An 18,320-nucleotide genomic window follows, 5' to 3' on the forward strand; every position below is an offset into this window, starting at 1 on the left:
GGAAGACAGGGACTGACGGGGGCATGACCGCACCACCGCACGACGCGAGCCGTGGCACGTCCGGAGCGCCGCTGCCCGACACCCAGCAGGGGATGCGCCGCCGCAACCTCTCGCGTGTCATGCACGCCGTCGCGGCGCACGGGCCGCTGTCCCGTGCCGCCGTGGCCACCCGGATCGGCTTGACGCGGGCGGCAGTCTCCACCCTGGTGGACGAGTTGATCCGCGCCGGTCTCCTGGACGAGCTGGGCCCCGGGCGGCCCGGCAAGGTCGGCCGCCCGGGATCCGCGCTCGCGGTCAGCGGGAGCGGGCCTGCCGGCATCGGCGCCGAGATCGGCGTGGACCACCTCTCGGTGTGCGTGGTCGACCTGCGCGGAGAGGTACGCGCGCGTGCCGTGCGACAGGGAGACAATCGGGGGCGCGCCCCGCAACCCGTCCTCAGGGAACTCGTCGCGCTGGTGCGCCAGGTGAGCGACGAAGCCCAGCTGGCAGGGCTACGTCCGGCGGGCCTTGCCCTCGCCGTCCCGGGCCTCGTCGCCCGCGGTACGGGGGTGGTGGTGCGCGCCCCCAATCTCGACTGGCACGACGTCGATCTCGGCGCCCTGCTGCCGGACGGGCTGCCGCTGACAATGGACAACGAGGCCAACTTCGGCGCACTGGCCGAGCTGTGGCTCGGCGACGCGGCGCCCCAGGACTTCCTCCACGTGTCGGCGGAGATCGGCATCGGCGCCGCGCTGGTCGTCGACGGAAGGCTGCTGCGCGGGACACGCGGCTTCGCGGGCGAGTTGGGGCATGTACCGGTGTGGCCCGACGGTCCACCGTGTCCGTGCGGCGGCCGTGGCTGCCTGGAGCAGTACGCGGGCGAGGAGGCGGTGCTGCGTGCGGCGGGACTCGATCCCGGCACGGACCGCGTCGGCCTCCTCGCGGAGCGCGCCGCGCAGGGCGACGAAAACGTACGAACGGCGTTGCACGGTGCGGGAGCCGCACTGGGCACAGCGCTCACCGGTGCGGTGAATCTGCTGGACCCGCGCTCGGTGGTGCTCGGCGGCGCCCTGTCGCGGCTCGCGCCGTGGCTGCTGCCGTCGCTGGAGGGCGAGTTGGAACGCCGCACGGCAGGCACGGCATGCGCTGTCGCCGTCTCCGGCCTTGGCTCCGACGGCCCGCTGCTGGGGGCTGCACACTCGGTCGTACGGGCTGTGCTAGATGACCCGGCGGGGGCGGCAGTGGCGTAGGGTCCGCTGCCTGCTTGGCGGGGGCCACGTAGCTGACCGGGCTAGCTTTGGCCAGCTTGTGCATGAGATCCAACTCCTCCGGGGTGGTCCCGCGCTTGGCGACCGCTGTCAGGACCGCCCGCCGCAGACGCAGCACGCGGATCTGTACCTCCAGCACGTCCGCGTGCACCGCGGCGACCTCGGGAGGCGAGACTTCCCGGTCCACGACCCTCCGGACGGTGGGAAGGTCAAGACCCAGGTCGCGCAGAGTGCGTACGAGGTCGAGGCGGGCGACTGCGTCGGTGCCGTACAGGCGGTAGCCGACCGGGCTGCGGTCGGCCGGCGGCACGATCCCCGCGTCGGACTAGTCGTACAGGCCGTCAAGAACGCTACCGAGGAAATCGTCGACGATCAGGCGTCGAGGTTCGTTCTCGGAAACCACCCCGCCTTCGCGGCGGTCACCCGCTCCCTCACACCCCCGCGCCGGCTGGCCATGTTTCCTCGCCGAGGCCGTTCGAGCACAGGTCACCGCGACCCTGACGGCAGGCATCGATTCGGCCTCGCCCGAAGCCGACCCGATTGCCACGGGCATCGCGACGCACTACGCGCACATCCTCGGCCTCCCCGACGACACCACCGTGCGCCGACGCCCGGTAGCCCGCAAGACATGACGGGCGAAGCCGTGGCGGGCGGAGCCGACCCGGAGATGTCATGGCCTACCGCGGCCCTGCCCCTGTGTCACACCGACGAACCGAGCGTCACCCTCGAATCCCACGGGCGGAATCGCGAGACTGGAACGACCGACTGAATCGGCTGTACCGACTGAACCGCTAACGCGCTAGGACGGGCCGATCCGACGGAAGACAGACGGAAGACAGAAGGCGGAAGAAGGACAGCGATAAAAATGGACCGGCATGCCCACGCGCTGAGTCGTACCGGCGACGAAGCCGCACGCCACTACGAGCGAGCGCTCGACGCGCTGTTGTTCTTCCGTGCCGAAGTCGCCGACGAGGCGCAGGCGATGGCGGCGGCCTCCCCGCATTCCGTGATGGCGCACGTCTTCGACGCCTACCTCGGGCTACTCGGCACCGAGGAGCAGGAGGCGGCCGATGCCCGACGTTCCTTCGGCGCCTTCCGTAGCACGGTCGACCCCGCCGGGCTCTCGCCCCGCGAAAGAATGCATGCGGCGGCCGCCCAGACGTGGCTGGACGGGAACATGTCGCGGGCCGGGGAGATCCTCGGCGAGATCAGCACCGAGTACCCCCCTCGACGCCCTCGCCCTGGCCGTCGGACACCAGATCGACTTCTTCACCGGGGACGCTCAGCGGCTGCGCGACCGGATCGGTGGCGCGCTTTCCGCGTGGGACGGTGAGGATCCGCACTACGGTCCGCTCCTGGGGATGTATGCCTTCGGACTCGAGGAAGCGGGGCACTACGGCCAAGCCGAGGAGATCGGACTGCGGGCGGTCGAACGGCACCCGCGGGATGTATGGGGCATCCATGCGGTCGTCCACACGTACGAGATGCGAGGGCTGTTCGGCGAGGGGATCCGCTATCTCGACGCGCGGACCGAGGACTGGGCCGACGGCAACTACCTCTCCGTACACAATGCTTGGCACTACGCCCTGTACGCGCTGGAGGCCGGCAGCATCGGACAGGTCCTCGCCGTCTACGACAACACTCTCCACAACGAGGCATCGCAGTCCGTCGCCATGGAACTCCTCGACGCCTCCGCCCTGCTGTGGCGACTGCTCCTGATCGATATCGACGTCGAGCCCCGCTGGATGGCGCTCGCCCAGGCCTGGGCAGGCCGCGAGGTCGGCGCCTACTACGCCTTCAACGACGTCCATGCCGTGATGGCGTACGTGGGAGCGGGTCGGCTTTCCGATGCTGAGCGACTGGTGAAGGAGCGTGAGCAGTGGCTCTCCCGGGCCGACCCTTCGGTGACGAACCACGCGATGACACGCGAGATCGGCGTCCCGGTGTGCCGCGCCCTCATCGCCTACCGGCAGCAGCGGTACGCCAATGTGGTCGAGTTGCTGGCCCCCATCCGCTACCGCCTCAACTCCTTCGGCGGCAGTCACGCACAGCGTGATGCCATTCAGCGGACGCTCGTGGAGGCTGCCATCCGCTCCGGCCGGCACGACCTGGCGCGGGCTTTGCTCAGCGAACGCATCAACCTGCGTCCCATCTGCCCCTACAACCGGCGGGCCCGTGCCCGGCTCGCCGACCGCCTCGGAGACACGGATCAGGCTGCGACCGCCCTCGCTCGCGCGGAGGAACAGGCTGCTGTGGGTGCGGCCGCCTTGGGCTGATGCTCGGCTCGTCCCTTCGTCTTCATCCGTCAGAGTGACCACGTTTTCCACAATCACGGTGCTGTACACAGATTTGGATCGCACCCTTCCGACCCAACCGACCCTCGCCGTACCGTAATTGACGCGGGACACCACCGGCCCGGCCCTGGCTGCGGTGTCGTGTCCACACGGATCGGGGGAATCAGGTGTCGGGAAGCAGAGCCGTCCTGGGCGGCGTCGCGGGGCCGTCGGGCCGAGCACGGACCCCGAGTTCCCCACGGAGCGACGGAGCGACAAAAGAGAGCAGCCCGCCATGAACCAGCCTCGGATCCTGACCGTACGGCCCGACCCGGGTGAATACGCCTGGACGTTCGGCGGCGCGCCACCCGTGGCACGGATCGCTCCGGGCACAGTGCTCGACCTGTTCACCGAAGACTGCTTCGCGGGAAGCGTGCGCTCCGAGAAGGATCTGGTGTCGGAGGTCTGCCAGTTCCCCTTCCTGAATCCACAGACCGGACCCTTTTACGTCGAGGGCGCGGAGCCGGGTGACACCGTCGCCGTGCATTTCGTGTCGATCGAACCGGCTCGCGACTGGGCGGCCTCCACCACGGTCCCCCTCTTCGGGGCACTCACCTCCACCCACACCACCGCATCGCTCCAGCCGCCACTGCCCGAGACCGTATGGATCTGGCAGCTCGATCGGGACCGGCGCACCGCCCACTTCAGCGCGCGGGACGGCGACTTCGAGATCGCGCTGCCGATGGATCCGATGCACGGCACGGTCGGCGTCGCGCCCGCCAATCTGGAGGTGCGCTCGGCGCTCGTCCCCGACGCGCACGGCGGGAACATGGACACTCCCGAGATGCGGGCCGGGGTCACCTGCTACCTCGGGGTGAATGTGGAGGGCGCGCTCCTGAGCCTGGGCGACGGGCACGCGCGGCAAGGCGAGGGGGAAACCTGCGGAGTCGCCGTCGAGTGCGCGATGAACACTGTCGTGATCGTCGAACTCCTGAAGGGGATCGCCACGCCCTGGCCGCGACTGGAATCCGACACCCACATCATTTCCACTGGCTCGGCACGCCCGCTCGAGGACGCCTTTCGAATATCCCAACTCGACCTTGTCCAGTGGCTGGTGCGCGATTTCGGCTTCAGCGAACTCGACGCCTACCAGTTCGCGACACAGACCGTCGAGTCCCCGCTCGCCAACGTCTGCGACACCAACTACACGTGTGTGGCCAAGATCCGCAAGGAGTGGCTGCCCGCGCGCGAAACTCACCGGGGACTGCACGCGCGGCTACGAGAGTCGGCCAAGCTGCTGCCCCACTGATAAGTCCAGCTGTTCCCCCCACCGAGAGGCAGGCCAGCCATGGATCACCGCACCAGAGGATTTCCCAGCCGGCGCAGGCTGTTGCAAGGGGCAGCCCTGGCCGCCATCCCCGCCGTCCCCGCCATGCTCCTCCCCGCCACCCGCGCCACGGCCCGGCCTCGGGCGGACGACTATCCGCTCGCCGAGTGGGTTCCGGCCAGCACCTCCAACTACACGGCGGCCAATCGCCCCAGCACCTACCCCGTTGACTACGTCGTCGTCCACGTCACCCAGGAGACCTACGCCGACACGCTCGCCATCTTCCAGAACTCGGCGAAGAAGGTGTCGGCCCACTATGTGGTGCGCTCCAAGGACGGACGTATCGCCCAGTGCGTACGCGAGCGCAACGTCGGCTGGCACGCGGGCAACTGGGACTACAACACCCGAAGCATCGGTATCGAGCACGAAGGATGGGTGGATCAGCCCGAGTACTTCACCGACGCGATGTACGAGCAGTCCGCGCTGCTGACCGCGGCCATCTGCGACCGGTATGCCATTCCCAAGGACCGCAAGCACATCATCGGGCATGTCGAAGTGCCCGGCGCCGACCACACCGATCCCGGACCGCACTGGGACTGGACGCGCTATATCCGCCTGGTCAACTCTGCCTGACGCCGTCGGCTCACACCGCCACGGTTCCCGAGGCCTTCTCGGAGCACCTGTCGGGGCGCTTATCGGAGCGCTTGTCGGGGCGCTTGTCGGGGCGTCCTCGCGGGGCGACGATGGCAGAACCGCATCGCCGTCCCGGGAGGCCGAGTTGACCGAACCATGGGTGGCCCTGGAAGCCGGTGCCGATCCTGCCGAGCGGGTGCGGGTGCTGCGGCGGGCCCACGAGAGGTTCACGCAGGCGGGGACGCTCACGCGACCGGTGCGCTCCGTGGTGGCCGAGTCGTGGAGGCGCTCGGCCAGGGCCAGGGTCAGCCCGGAGGACAGCGGCGCGGCAGTGGAGCTCACCGACGGTGACCTCGGTTCGTACCGTGCCGAGCATCCGTTGGCCGGGGTGATGCCGCTGTTCCGTGAGCTGATGGGCACGTTCGCGATGGACGGTGAGCATCTTCTCGCGGTGTGCGACGCGCACGGCAGACTGCTCTGGGTCGAGGGGCATTCGGCGACCCGGCGGCAGGCCGGGCGGATGAACTTCGTGCCGGGCGCGCGGTGGGCGGAGTCCGCGATGGGGACGAACGCACCGGGCACGGCGGTGGCGGTGGACCGACCGGTGCAGGTGTTCGCGGCCGAGCACTTCATCCGGCGCGTCCAGCCGTGGACGTGCGCGGCGGCCCCGGTGCACGATCCGCGGACCGGCCGGCTGCTCGGGGCAGTGGACATCACCGGAGGCGACGGTCTGGCGCATCCGCACAGCCTCGCCTTCGTGCAGGCGGTCGCTCGGGCAGCGGAGTCGCAACTGGCGTTGCTGTCACCACCGGTGGCGGCCGCGGACTGGGTCGGTCTCACCGCGCTCGGCCGCGATGAGGCGTTGCTGCTGACCGGCGGACGCAAGGTGCGGCTGAGCCGTAGGCACAGCGAGATCCTCGTCCTGCTGGCCCGCCACCCCGAGGGGTTGACCGGCGAGGAGCTGCTGTGCGCGCTGTACGAGGACGAGTCGGTGACGCCGGTGACGCTGCGGGCCGAGTTCGCCCGGCTGCGGCGGCTCCTCGGGCCGGAACTGCTGCGGTCGCGCCCGTACAGGCTCTCGGTGCCGGTCGAGTCGGATATCGATGCCGTGGAGCGAAGGCTCGGATCAGGAGCGGTCACCGCGGCCGCCGCCGCGTACGCGGGTCCGCTTCTGCCCGCTTCACAGGCACCTGCGGTGGCCAGGCTGCGGCGCAGGCTCGCCGATCAGCTGCGGGCCGCGTTGATCGCCCGCCGTGACCCGGATCTCCTGGCCGACTGGGTCCACGCACCGTGGGGTGAGGACGACCTGGCGGTATGGCGGGCGCTGGCCCAGGTACGGACGACGCCACCGGTGCTGGCTCGACTCCGAGAGCTGGATGCGGAGTTGACTGACGCGAGGTAAGAGCGCTCCCAGAGCGCTCCCAGGCACCTCAACACAGCCCAGCGCCCACGACCGACGCCCTTCACGAACGAGCCGCAGGCCGACAGCTCCCGCAACGTACCTGCAACGTCCGTCCTCCTACTCTCCCGGCGAGAGCTGCCCAACGGCGGGCAGCCTTCCCCGGGAGGCCACCAAGATGACCCGTTACGCAGCGCCCGGCGCCGATGGCGCAGTTGTCTCCTACCAGTCCCGCTACGACCACTTCATCGACGGTGAGTACGTCCCGCCCGCGCGCGGCCAGTACTTCGAGAACCCGAGCCCCGTCAACGGGCAGCCCTTCACCGAGATCGCCCGCGGTACGGCCGAGGACGTGGAGAAGGCCCTCGACGCGGCGCATGCCGCCGCGCCCGCGTGGGGCCGCACCTCACCGACCGAACGCGCGGACGTCCTGCGGAAGATCGCCGACCGCATGGAGGCGAACCTCGAACAGCTCGCGGTGGCCGAGAGCTGGGAGAACGGCAAGCCGGTACGCGAGACGCTGGCCGCCGACATCCCGCTGGCCATCGACCACTTCCGCTACTTCGCGGGGGTCATCCGCGCGCAGGAGGGGTCGCTGAGCGAGGTGGACGACGACACCGTCGCGTACCACTTCCACGAGCCGCTCGGCGCCGTCGCGCAGATCATCCCGTGGAACTTCCCCATCCTGATGGCGACATGGAAGCTCGCGCCCGCACTCGCGGCGGGCAACGCGGTCGTCCTCAAGCCCGCCGAACAGACCCCGGCGTCCATCCACTACTGGATGAGCCTGGTCTCCGATCTACTGCCGCCGGGTGTGGTCAACGTCGTCAACGGCTTCGGCGTCGAGGCGGGCAAGCCCCTCGCCTCAAGCCCGCGCGTCGCGAAGGTCGCCTTCACCGGTGAGACCACCACGGGGCGGCTGATCATGCAGTACGCCTCGGAGAACATCAAACCGGTGACCCTTGAGCTGGGCGGGAAGTCGCCGAACATCTTCTTCGACGACGTGTGGGCCGCCAACGACGACTTCCGCGACAAGGCGCTGGAGGGCTTCACGATGTTCGCCCTCAACAACGGCGAGGTGTGTACCTGCCCGTCACGTGCTCTCGTCCAGCGGGGTCACTACAGCGAGTTCATGGAAGCGGCGGTCGCCCGTACCGAGCAGATCGTGCCGGGCCACCCGCTGGACACCGACACGATGATCGGAGCCCAGGCCTCCAACGACCAGCTGGAGAAGATCCTCTCCTACCTGGACATCGGCCAGCAGGAGGGCGCCAAGGTCCTGACGGGCGGCCAGCGCATCACGTACGACGGTGAGTTGGCGGGTGGCTACTACGTCCAGCCGACGATCTTCGAGGGCGACAACCGCATGCGGATCTTCCAGGAGGAGATCTTCGGCCCGGTCGTCTCGGTCGCGTCGTTCAACGACTTCGACGATGCGATCAAGACCGCCAACGACACTCTGTACGGTTTGGGCGCCGGAGTGTGGACACGCGACATGAACACCGCCTACCGGGCGGGCCGTGCGATCCAGGCGGGCCGGGTCTGGACGAACTGCTACCACGCGTACCCCGCGCATGCTGCGTTCGGCGGCTACAAGCAGTCCGGGATCGGGCGCGAGACGCACAAGATGATGCTGGAGCACTACCAGCAGACGAAGAACCTTCTGGTGTCGTACTCGCCGAAGAAGCTGGGCTTCTTCTAGCCGCACAAGGAAGGCGCCTGACCAGGGGTTTCCCCGTCAGGCGCCCTTCCTTCCGCACTTTGGAGTTACCGGTCAGAACGTGAAGCTAATCCCGATATCTCCCGCCCCTCTCCCACCTCTGACCAGCTGTTCCGGGGCATATCCGGGCCGAGGTCCTACCCGGGTGCGCCCTATGCGCCGCTCTCCGGCTCGTCCCACCGCCGCATCGACTCCTCAATCATCTTGTTCGCGTGGTTACGCGCTTCGGCCAGGAACTTGGCGTAATACCGGAAGAGAACCTGGATGCTCTGTCAGGCCCTGCGCGCACACTCTGCGGGGTCGACGCCGGAGGCGAGCCAGAACGAGATACCCGCGTGGCGCAGGTCGTACGGGCGCTTCGCCAGCACAAGGGCGTGCTCATCGAGGGTGAGTGTGGCCTCGCGAGCCCGTCCCCAAGTAATGCCGTAAGCCCCAGCCTCAATGTAGTTTCCCGCTGCGTTGCGAAACAGTCGGAAGTTTGATCATCCGGGGAGCCAAACCACGAGCACGCAAGCGGTAGAAAGCAGATGGGCTCATTCGGATCTCACCCAACACCTCGGAAAGTTTGAGTGCAGGAGGGCGAGCCATGTTTCCCCAGGAGTGTCGAGATTGGCCAGACGCTGAGCGGTGCTAAGTAGGCAACCGCACTGAACGTTGGCACGATGACTGGTGCATCCGCGCAGCTCCACCGCCAGGTTGCGCCGCTGCGAACTCCTCAATCGTCGTCAGAAACGCCAGTTTGGCTAACCGGCGATCGTGGTCTATGTTGCGCGCCGAATCGTCAGAGTCCGGTCACTCCCGTGCTGGCTTCGGTTGGGAAGCCAACCGGTATGAGCGAGGGCTGGGGGTAGCGCCATCCGTGACGATCACCAGCAGACCGTCACCAGTGGGGCAGTCAAGATTGCGACTACACCCCGCGCAGGGACCCAATCGAACGGGCCACGCGTCGAGTTGTAGATCCAGGGTGCGCCGCAATGTGTGCGAGGACCACCCGGTCGCGCGATAGCCGCGTTGCAGCAGGTCCTCGCCGAACAGACTGGCCGCGCAGACGCAGACACACAGCCAGTGGACACAGATCCGTAGTCACCCGCTGTCTGACCGGACCAAGCGCCCACTGCACCGAGTGCACAGAGGACATGCGAAATGAAGCGGGCGGGTCGAATTGCGGATTAAGACAGACGGGCCTCCAAAGTAGAAGCTACGCCAGCGGGCCAAAAATGCGCGGCGCATCATTCTGAGCGGTTTCGGAAGCCTGATCGTGGCCGAGCAGTAGCACCGTCTGGCCTGGTGTTCTACGGGACGCCGTACGTTGACATAGTCCTCGCGGAGCTATCCAGTCTTTCGGTGCTCTTTCTTGTCTGCCGTAGGCGAATGCCTCGCCATCACAGTCACAGCGTCACGGCATGAAAGGTGGGGCGGGCCCCAAGTAGCCCATCGAGCGACAGAGTCGAGCCCAATCCTCCGAAACGAGTGGCCACGTCCTGCGGCCCAAGGCCCCCAGCGGCCGGACGGAATGGGGCTTCAGCAAGGCCCTGTTAGCCAGCACGTAACCCTTCCGTCCAAAGAGCTCCAGCAGGACGCGGGTGGAAATCCCTGCCGCCTTTACGCTCCGCTACTCCCAGCCGATGACATCCAGCACGCAGGCCAGTAGCCAGGACCTGCGCCTCGTCCTGCTCTGGCCCTGGGCCAGAGCAGGACAGTGAGGTGAGGACTCATCACGAGATTGGCTTCCGCCGCCTTCCCGCGCCCGGCCCGCGAGGTCCTGTACGCCGGGTCCCCCGCTCGGGGGAGAGATGTCCCCGGGCTGTGGGACGCATCGTCGCGGAGCCGTTCCTACGCTCGGTCCCGTGAACTTCGCCCGACCGCCACCGAGGCTGTCTTCGCTTCCCGCGACGGCCGCAGGCGACAGAAGTTCCATGGTCACTCGAGAAGGGCTAGCAATGAGCAGTGTCGCGGCACGGTTCGCGGAGATCGTCGGGGGCTCGTATCTGCTGTCCGGCGATGCGATTCCCGAAGACTACGCACACGACGAGGCCTTGACGGCACCCCCGCGGCCCCCCGCCCATCTGGCCAAGCCGCAGAGCACCCGGGAGGTCGCCGACCTGCTCAAGGCGGCGAATGAGCTCGGCGTTCCGGTCACCGCACGTGGCTCGGGCACGGGCCTCTCCGGTGGCGCACGACCCCGCGCGGATGGACTGCTGGTCTCGTTCGAGCGGATGAACGCGGTTCTCGAGATCGACACCGCCAACCACGTCGCCGTCGTCCAACCAGGGGTCACACTCGCTGAGTTGAATACGCAGGCTGCCGAGGCAGGGCTCGGCTATACCGTCTCCCCCGGTGAACCGAGCGCCAGTATCGGCGGCAATGTCGGGACGAACGCCGGCGGGATGCGGGCGATCAAGTACGGCGTCACGCGGCACCATGTCGTAGGGCTCGAGGCCGTGCTGGCGACCGGCGACATCATCCGGACCGGCGGCAAGATCTCCAAGGTCTCGTCCGGATACGACCTGACCCAGCTGATCATCGGCTCCGAGGGGACCCTCGCGGTCGTCACCGAGATCATCGTGAAGCTCCATCCGCGGCTGGCGCACAGCGCCACGGTGCTCGCTCCGTTCACCACCTTCGACGAGGTGCTGACCGCCGTACCGAAGATCGTCTCCAGCGGGCTCGAGCCGCACATCCTCGAGTACATCGACAGTCAGACGCTGGCGGCGATCAGCGAATACACCGAGCACGGCCTCGGCGTCCCGGACCGGATCCGTGATACCGCGCAGGCCTACCTGGTGGTGGCGCTGGAGAACCGCGACAACGACCGGTTGCAGGCCGACGTCGTTGCACTCGGTGGTCTGCTCGACGAACTCGGTGCGATCGAGGTTTACGTACTCGAAGGCAACTCCGCCCGCGAGCTGATCGAGGCCCGTGAGAAATCATTCTGGACGGCCAAGGCCCGCGGTGCCGACGACATCATCGACGTGGTGGTCCCGCGAGCCGCAATGCCCGAATTCCTCCGCCGCACGCGGGAGACGGTGCAGTCGTACGGTGCGGGAGCCGCCGGTTGCGGGCATGCCGGAGACGGCAATGTGCATCTCGGCATCTTCTGCGAGGAACCGGAGAGGCGCGAGAAGCTGCTGACCGAGATCTTTGCGCTCGGTATGGAACTGGGCGGCGCGATCTCCGGCGAACACGGCCTAGGGCAGACCAAATCGGAGTATTTCCTCGACCTTGAGGACCCGGCGAAGATCGCGCTGATGCGCCGAATCAAGGAGAGCTTCGATCCGGCCGGGATTCTCAATCCAGGTGACCCGTACGTGGAGAGGGGCTGAGGACATGAGTGTGACGAACGGCGCGCGGTCCCTGATCCGCACGCTCGTCGACGCCGGTGTGGAGGTCTGCTTCGCCAACCCCGGCACCTCGGAGATGCACTTCGTGGCCGCACTCGACGGCGTACCCGAAATGCGGGGAGTGCTCGGCCTGTTCGAAGGTGTCGTCACCGGGGCCGCGGACGGGTACGCACGAATCGCCGGGAAGCCGGCCGCCACTCTGTTACACCTCGGGCCGGGGCTCGGGAACGGGCTGGCGAACCTGCACAACGCGCGCCGTGCGCACACTCCGATCGTCAATGTGGTCGGTGATCACGCGACGTACCACAAGCAGTACGACGCTCCCCTCGACTCGGACATCGAGACCGTGGCACGGTCGCTAGAGGGCTGGGTCCGCCGGTCAGAGCGGACGAAGGACATCGGCGCGGACGCGGCCGCGGCGGTCGCAGCGGCTCAGGACGCCCCAGGGCGGATCGCCACGCTGATCCTCCCGGCCGACTCATCGTGGGGCGCGGGCGGTGAAAGGGGCGCTCCCGTTCCGTCGCGCGGGCCGGAGGCCGTCGACCGGGCCACGGTGGAGCGCATCGCCAAGGTGCTGGCCGGTGGCGAGTCGGTGGCGCTGCTCATCGGTGGCAGCGCCTGCCACGAGCACGGGCTGCGCGCAACCAGCCGTATCACCGCGGCGACCGGGGTGAGGGCGTACGCCGAGACGTTCCCCGCGCGGCTCGAGCGGGGCGCGGGCCTGCCGGCGATCGAGCGGCTCGGTTATCTCTCCGAGCAAGTCTCCCAGCAACTCGGCGGGGTCAAGCACGTGATCACCGCCGGAGCGAGAGCGCCCGCGTCGTTCTTCGCCTACCCGGGCAAGGCCAGCAATCTGATGCCCGACGGCGCGCGGATTCACGTGCTGGCCGAGGTGTGGCAGGACGTTCCTGGTGCGCTGCATGACGTCGCGGAACTGGTCGCCGCCGCAACGCAACCGGTGCTCGCGGAGGCCGCCAGGCCCGCGCTGCCGTCCGGCCCGCTGACCCCGCAGAACTGGGTCGACGTCATCGGCGCTCTGCTGCCGGACCGGGCGATCATCGCGGACGAGGCGAACACTTCGGGGCTGCGTCTGCCGACCGCGACCGCGGGCGCGCCACGGCACGACGTACTGACCCTGACCGGAGGAGCGATCGGCTTCGGCATGCCCGTAGCGACCGGTGCGGCCATCGCCGCACCCGGCCGGCCGGTGATCAGCCTGCAGTCCGACGGCAGCGCGCTCTACACGATCTCGGCGCTGTGGACGCAGGCCCGGGAGAACCTCGACGTCACCACCGTGCTCCTGAACAACCGCGCTTACGCGATCCTGCGCATGGAGTTGCTAAGGGTGGGGGCTCAGACCGGTGGCCCGGCGGCGAACCAACTGCTCAACCTGGCACGGCCGGACCTCGACTTCGCCAGGATCGCCGAGGGAATGGGTGTGCCGGCGACGCGGGCGACGACCGCGGAGGAACTGGCCGAACAATTCGGGCGCGCGCTCGCCGAGCCCGGGCCGCATCTGATCGACGCGATGGTGCCGCCGCTGCTCTGAGCTGTGAACGGCATGCCGTGACCGTGTCGCGGCCGCCTGCCTGCCGCGGCTCCCGTCCATGGCCAGAGCCCGCGTTTCGCTGCCACAGCCATGAGTTCGGCCTGATCGTTGGCGTGCCCGGACGGCGGCACAGCGAGTGCTGCGGCCACCGACGTGGCGCCCCTCCTCCCGCACGGCCAAGACCCGACCACGACTCCCCCACTACACCGGAGGACCAGATGTCCGACCCCGTCCACGAACTCCTCGCAGCCTGGGACACCCCCGCCCTCAGCAACGCCCTGCGCCGTTCCGAGACCGGCGCCGACGGCCAGGCCTACACCGACGGCTCGCTCCACCGGATCGCGGGCGGCCGGTTTGTGGGCACGGCTGTCACGGCCACCATGCGGGCAGCGGCCCCGGGCGAGGACGCGGTGCCGGTCGCCGAGCTGCACCGGGCCGTACTCGCCGTCGAAGGACCGGTCGTCGTCGTGGTGCAGGACCTCGACGAGGTCCCCGGCGCCGGGGCGTTCCTCGGCGAGGTCAACGGAACTCTCCTCGCCGCACTGGAGATCACCGGGTTCGTGACCAACGGCCGGGTGCGCGACGAGCCGGACCTGCGCGAGGTGGGCTACGCCGTGCATGCCGCCGGCCTCTGCGTAGCACGCGCCCACATGCGGCTCACCGGGATCGGTGCCCCCGTGCGGGTCGGCGGCCTCGACGTCACAGCAGGCGATCTGCTCCACGGGGACCAGCACGGCGTTCTGCGTATCCCGCACGCCGTGGCCGCCCGGCTCCCCGCGCTGGCCGAGGAGATCCGTGCAGAGGAGCAGTCGATCGTGACCTGGGCGCGCTCCCCCGACTTCACGCGGGACGGACTGCTCGCCCTGAAGCGCGTACGGCATTAGGAGAACCCCGGTGAACATCTTCATCACCCGTGCCCTTCCCGGCGACGTCCTCAGCCCGCTCGCCCGGATCGGCAAGGTGACGGTCTCCCCGCATGACCGGCCGCTGACACAGGACGAACTGCGCGCGGGGGTGGTCGGAGCTGACGCGGTCATCACGACGCTCAACGACCAGATCGGGACCGAAGTCCTCGCCGCCGGGCCTCAGTTGCGCGTGGTGGCCAACACCGCCACCGGCTACGACAACCTCGACGTAGCCGCGATCACAGCCCACGGCGCGGTCGCGACGAACACTCCGGGCGTCCTTGTCGACGCGACCGCCGACCTGACGATGGCGCTGCTGCTCGACGTGACCCGGCGGGTGAGCGAGGGCGACCGGCTGATCAGGTCCGGCACTCCGTGGTCGTGGGACATGGGGTTCCTGCTCGGTGCCGGCCTTCAGAAGGGGCGTCTCGGCGTCGTCGGCATGGGCGCCATCGGCAGGGCGGTGGCACGCCGCGCCGCCGCCTTCGGCATGGACGTGGTGCACCACGCCCGGCGTGGTCCTGGCGTCATCGGTCCCAGCACACGCGTCGAGTTGAAGGAGCTGCTGTCCACCGCGGACGTCGTCTCCCTGCACTGCCCGCTGACGCAGGAGACCCACCATCTGATCGACGAAGCGGCTCTGCGCCTGATGAAGCGGAGCGCCTACCTGGTCAACACGGCGCGAGGCCCGGTAGTCGACGAGGCCGCGCTGGCACGCGCCCTGTACCTCGGCGAGATCGCCGGCGCGGCGCTCGATGTGTACGAGGACGAACCGCACGTACACCCCGGGCTCATCGAGCTCGAGAACGTCGTACTCGCACCTCATCTCGGCTCCGCCACCGCCCAGACCCGTACGCGGATGGCCGAGGTCGCCGTCGAGAACGTCGTGGCCGTACTCGGCGGCGGGGAGCCGGTCACGCCGGTCCCGCAGCCGTGAATCCAACCAACAGCCGAACCGGGCAAGGAGATCCATGACGCAGAAGTACCCGACACGTGTTCCACCGGTGGACCTGGACAAGCTCTCCGGGCGCCAGGAAGCCGTGCGTATCAAGATGGGCCCGTACGGTGAGAGCGGCACCTCCACCATGATGAAGACCTTCCTCAACTATCCCGAGTTCGCCCGTTCCATCGGGCGGATCGGCACTCGGGTCACCTTGACCAGCGATCTCCAGCCACGCCTGGCCCGGCTCGCCGCACTGCGTGCCGCCTGGCTGTGCGAGAGCGAGTATCTATGGGCTCAACTGCGTGAGGAGAGCCGGGCTTACGGGATCGGCGACGCAGAGCTCGACGAGGTCGCGGGCGGCGCCCGCGGCGACCTGCTGAACAGCATCGAGCAACACACCGTCGAGGCGATCGACGAGCTGCACGACACGCACTACCTCTCCGAAGAGAAGTGGTACCGGATCGACCGGCTCGGTCCGAACGCCCTCCTGGACCTCATGACGACCTACGGCTTCGTCCTCACCCTCGCCGCCGCGGTCAACAGCATGGGCGTACAACTGGAGGGCGACGTCACCGGATGGGGCGATGCGCTCGCGTCGTCGGGCCACGCGAGCGGGCGGGCCCTTGAGGCGCCCCGCCGGCTGAGCAAACGCGTCTTCGAGGCGGACTACTCGCTCCTGAGTCCGCCCCAGATCGAGCAGGCAAGCCGCATGGGGCGCCGCGGAAAGCCGACCACCTCGAAGCTCCAGAAGGCGATGATCAACTACCCGGAGTTCCTCCGGTCGATGTCCCCCTTCGGCAAGCGCGCGATCGACGACACCTCACTGCCACCGCGCGTCTGGCAGCTCGCCTGCATGCGCACGGTCTGGCTGTGCGACAGCGAGTATCTGTGGTCCCAGCACCGCAAGGCATCCCTGAAGCTGGGCGTCACGGACGAGGACCTGTTCGGCGTCGCCGAAGGCCCGAAGAGCCCGCTGCTGAAGGATTTCGACCGGGTGATCGTCAGCACGGTGGACGACCTGTACCACCGGAACCGGATCTCGGACGAGAACTGGGATCAGTTCGACGAATTCGGGCCCGAGGGCGTCACCGATCTCATCCTGGTCTACGGCCTCTACGTACTTCAGTCGTGCGTCGCACGCAACTTCGGCACGACCTTGGAAGAGGGCTCGCTCGGTTACCTGCCCGACCTCGACCAGTTCCGCGAGCAGCAGCAGCGCCGACACTGAACCACGAAAGCAGGGACGATGGGCAACAAATCTGAGCTCCGGTCGCAGGACTGGTTCGGGGGCCGAGGAGCCAAAGGCTTCACGCACCGGAGTTGGGTGCGCAGTCGCGGCGTGCCGAAGGACCACTTCGACGGCCGGCCGGTCGTCGGAATCTGCAACACCTGGTCCGAACTGACCTCCTGCAATTCCCACTTCCGCGAGCTGGCGCAGCACGTTCGCGAGGGGATTCTGGAAGCGGGCGGCGTCCCGATGGAATTCCCCGTCATCTCGACGGGAGAGACGCTGACCCGGCCCACGGCCATGCTGTTGCGCAATCTCTGCAGCATGGACGTCGAGGAGACACTGCGCGCCAACCCGCTCGACGGCGTCGTCCTGATGATGGGCTGCGACAAGACGACCCCCGGGCTCTTGATGGGGGCCGCAAGCGTCAATCTGCCGACGATCGGGCTTTCGGCGGGGCCGATGCTCAACGGCAGTTTTCGCGGCAGGTCCTTCGGCATCAAGGACGCCTGGAATCTCTCGGCGGACCTGCGCGCCGGCCGGGCGACCGTCGAGGACGTGGAGGAGGCCGAGTCCTGCCTCAACCGCACCGTCGGTGTCTGCAACGTGATGGGCACCGGCTCGACGATGGCCGCGATGGTCGAGGCGATGGGTGTCGGCCTGCCGGACAATGCCGCGATACCCGCCGTCGATGCGCGGCGCCGGGTACTCGCCCGTGAGGTGGGACGCCGGATCGTCGACATGGTGCGCGAGGACCTCACCCTCGACAAGGTGATGACCCGCGAGGCATTCGAGAACGCGATCAAGGTCAATGCCGCGATCGGCGGCTCGACCAATGCGGTCATCCATCTCACCGCGGTGGCCCGGCGGATGGAGGTTCCGCTCGCCATCGAGGACTGGCATCAGATCGGCCAGGACATCCCCACGCTGCTCAACATCCAGCCGTCCGGCAGCTATCTGATGCAGGACTTCCACGAGGCAGGCGGACTGCCGGTCATCATTCGGGACCTCTGCGAAGCGGGCCTTCTGCACCGGGATGCGTTGACCGTGACCGGCCGTACGCTCGCGGAGAACAACGCCGATGCCGCATGCCACAACCGGGACGTGGTGTTCAGCGTGGCGGAGCCCTTCAAATCGCATTCGGGGATCGCGGTGCTCCGCGGCAATCTGTGCCCGGAGGGCTCGGTCATCAAGCCATCCGCCGCGGAACCGCGTTTGCTCAAGCACCGGGGCCGGGCGGTGGTGTTCGAGAACCAGGACGACCTCAACGCGCGTATCGACGACCCTGATCTCGACATCGACGCGGACTCGGTGATGGTCCTGAAGAACTGCGGGCCCAAGGGATTTCCCGGTATGCCGGAGCTGGGGATGATGCCGATCCCGGCCAAGCTGCTCGCCGTCGGAGTCAAGGACATGGTGCGTATTTCCGATGCCCGGATGAGCGGCACCGCATTCGGTGCGGTCGTTCTGCACGTCTCGCCCGAAGCGGCCGCCGGCGGCGCCCTGGACGCAGTCCACAACGGTGATGTCATCGAACTCGACGTGGCCGAGCGAAGGCTCGATCTGCTGATCTCCGAAGAAGAACTGCAAAGTCGCCTCGCTGCGCGACGGGCGCTCGAACCGAAGGCGACGCGAGGCTACGCGAAGCTCTACATCGACACCGTGAACCAGGCGCACGACGGCTGCGATCTGGATTTCCTGGTCGGCAAGACCGGCAGCGAAGTCCCGCCCAATCAGCACTGATCCTCCGGCCGG

13 protein-coding genes and 2 pseudogenes are annotated in these 18,320 nt (G+C 68.3%); 13 read left to right on the forward strand and 2 right to left on the reverse strand.

What is annotated here, in order from left to right:
- Positions 1–23 precede the first annotated feature (23 nt).
- Positions 24–1,229: an ROK family transcriptional regulator gene (locus tag ABXJ52_RS02285; RefSeq protein WP_367038834.1), complete on the forward strand. Its 1,206-nt coding sequence runs from the start codon at positions 24–26 to the stop codon at positions 1,227–1,229.
- A gap of 40 nt (positions 1,230–1,269) precedes the next feature.
- Here the strand turns inward: ABXJ52_RS02285 and ABXJ52_RS02290 are convergent.
- Positions 1,270–1,572: pseudogene (locus ABXJ52_RS02290) on the reverse strand (MerR family transcriptional regulator); the annotation flags it as partial.
- A 540-nt stretch (positions 1,573–2,112) separates the two neighbouring features.
- On the opposite strand from ABXJ52_RS02290, the gene ABXJ52_RS02295 reads away from it, so the two are divergent.
- The 6 genes from ABXJ52_RS02295 to ABXJ52_RS02320 all read left to right on the forward strand — a co-directional run bounded on the left by ABXJ52_RS02295 (position 2,113) and on the right by ABXJ52_RS02320 (position 8,581).
- Positions 2,113–2,580 (forward strand): hypothetical protein, encoded by a 468-nt coding sequence (locus tag ABXJ52_RS02295; RefSeq protein ID WP_367038835.1) that lies wholly within the window; start codon positions 2,113–2,115, stop codon positions 2,578–2,580.
- A gap of 28 nt (positions 2,581–2,608) precedes the next feature.
- A complete protein-coding gene (locus ABXJ52_RS02300) occupies positions 2,609–3,523 on the forward strand; it encodes a hypothetical protein (protein WP_367038836.1) in 915 nt (304 codons plus the stop codon).
- Between the two features lie 292 nt (positions 3,524–3,815).
- Positions 3,816–4,829, forward strand: coding sequence for an acetamidase/formamidase family protein (locus ABXJ52_RS02305; RefSeq protein ID WP_367038837.1), 1,014 nt, complete (start codon positions 3,816–3,818; stop codon positions 4,827–4,829).
- A 39-nt stretch (positions 4,830–4,868) separates the two neighbouring features.
- Positions 4,869–5,480 (forward strand): peptidoglycan recognition family protein, encoded by a 612-nt coding sequence (locus tag ABXJ52_RS02310; RefSeq protein WP_367038838.1) that lies wholly within the window; start codon positions 4,869–4,871, stop codon positions 5,478–5,480.
- 145 nt (positions 5,481–5,625) lie between these two features.
- Positions 5,626–6,882, forward strand: a complete 1,257-nt coding sequence (locus tag ABXJ52_RS02315; protein WP_367038839.1) for a GAF domain-containing protein — start codon at positions 5,626–5,628, stop codon at positions 6,880–6,882.
- 175 nt (positions 6,883–7,057) lie between these two features.
- Positions 7,058–8,581, forward strand: a complete 1,524-nt coding sequence (locus ABXJ52_RS02320; RefSeq protein ID WP_367038840.1) for an aldehyde dehydrogenase family protein — start codon at positions 7,058–7,060, stop codon at positions 8,579–8,581.
- A 489-nt stretch (positions 8,582–9,070) separates the two neighbouring features.
- Here ABXJ52_RS02320 and ABXJ52_RS02325 read toward each other — a convergent pair.
- Positions 9,071–9,187 (reverse strand): annotated as a pseudogene (locus tag ABXJ52_RS02325) (DNA-binding protein); the annotation flags it as partial.
- A 1,352-nt stretch (positions 9,188–10,539) separates the two neighbouring features.
- On the opposite strand from ABXJ52_RS02325, the gene ABXJ52_RS02330 reads away from it, so the two are divergent.
- The 6 genes from ABXJ52_RS02330 to ABXJ52_RS02355 all read left to right on the forward strand — a co-directional run bounded on the left by ABXJ52_RS02330 (position 10,540) and on the right by ABXJ52_RS02355 (position 18,308).
- Positions 10,540–11,922, forward strand: a complete 1,383-nt coding sequence (locus tag ABXJ52_RS02330; protein ID WP_367038841.1) for an FAD-binding oxidoreductase — start codon at positions 10,540–10,542, stop codon at positions 11,920–11,922.
- 4 nt (positions 11,923–11,926) lie between these two features.
- A complete protein-coding gene (locus ABXJ52_RS02335; protein ID WP_367038842.1) occupies positions 11,927–13,489 on the forward strand; it encodes an acetolactate synthase large subunit in 1,563 nt (520 codons plus the stop codon).
- A gap of 218 nt (positions 13,490–13,707) precedes the next feature.
- Entirely contained in the window at positions 13,708–14,373 is a 666-nt protein-coding gene (locus ABXJ52_RS02340; RefSeq protein ID WP_367038843.1) for a hypothetical protein, read from the forward strand.
- Between the two features lie 10 nt (positions 14,374–14,383).
- Positions 14,384–15,331 carry a D-glycerate dehydrogenase gene (locus ABXJ52_RS02345; protein ID WP_367038844.1) on the forward strand — a complete coding sequence of 316 codons (948 nt, stop codon included), beginning with the start codon at positions 14,384–14,386 and terminating at the stop codon, positions 15,329–15,331.
- A gap of 34 nt (positions 15,332–15,365) precedes the next feature.
- Entirely contained in the window at positions 15,366–16,565 is a 1,200-nt protein-coding gene (locus ABXJ52_RS02350; protein ID WP_367038845.1) for a carboxymuconolactone decarboxylase family protein, read from the forward strand.
- 18 nt (positions 16,566–16,583) lie between these two features.
- Positions 16,584–18,308, forward strand: coding sequence for an IlvD/Edd family dehydratase (locus ABXJ52_RS02355; protein ID WP_367038846.1), 1,725 nt, complete (start codon positions 16,584–16,586; stop codon positions 18,306–18,308).
- The last annotated feature ends 12 nt before the right edge of the window (positions 18,309–18,320 follow it).

It is taken from the genome of Streptomyces sp. Je 1-332 (assembly GCF_040730185.1).
Classification (GTDB): domain Bacteria; phylum Actinomycetota; class Actinomycetes; order Streptomycetales; family Streptomycetaceae; genus Streptomyces.

What these genes read in the sequence shown, in the direction of transcription:
- ABXJ52_RS02285 (WP_367038834.1), top strand. Translation starts at nt 24, where the DNA reads ATGACCGCACCACCGCACGACGCGAGCCGTGGCACGTCCGGAGCGCCG.
- ABXJ52_RS02305 (WP_367038837.1), top strand. Translation starts at nt 3,816, where the DNA reads ATGAACCAGCCTCGGATCCTGACCGTACGGCCCGACCCGGGTGAATAC.
- ABXJ52_RS02350 (WP_367038845.1), top strand. Translation starts at nt 15,366, where the DNA reads ATGACGCAGAAGTACCCGACACGTGTTCCACCGGTGGACCTGGACAAG.
- ABXJ52_RS02335 (WP_367038842.1), top strand. Translation starts at nt 11,927, where the DNA reads ATGAGTGTGACGAACGGCGCGCGGTCCCTGATCCGCACGCTCGTCGAC.
- ABXJ52_RS02300 (WP_367038836.1), top strand. Translation starts at nt 2,609, where the DNA reads ATGTATGCCTTCGGACTCGAGGAAGCGGGGCACTACGGCCAAGCCGAG.
- ABXJ52_RS02340 (WP_367038843.1), top strand. Translation starts at nt 13,708, where the DNA reads ATGTCCGACCCCGTCCACGAACTCCTCGCAGCCTGGGACACCCCCGCC.
- ABXJ52_RS02310 (WP_367038838.1), top strand. Translation starts at nt 4,869, where the DNA reads ATGGATCACCGCACCAGAGGATTTCCCAGCCGGCGCAGGCTGTTGCAA.
- ABXJ52_RS02355 (WP_367038846.1), top strand. Translation starts at nt 16,584, where the DNA reads ATGGGCAACAAATCTGAGCTCCGGTCGCAGGACTGGTTCGGGGGCCGA.
- ABXJ52_RS02295 (WP_367038835.1), top strand. Translation starts at nt 2,113, where the DNA reads ATGGACCGGCATGCCCACGCGCTGAGTCGTACCGGCGACGAAGCCGCA.
- ABXJ52_RS02320 (WP_367038840.1), top strand. Translation starts at nt 7,058, where the DNA reads ATGACCCGTTACGCAGCGCCCGGCGCCGATGGCGCAGTTGTCTCCTAC.
- ABXJ52_RS02330 (WP_367038841.1), top strand. Translation starts at nt 10,540, where the DNA reads ATGAGCAGTGTCGCGGCACGGTTCGCGGAGATCGTCGGGGGCTCGTAT.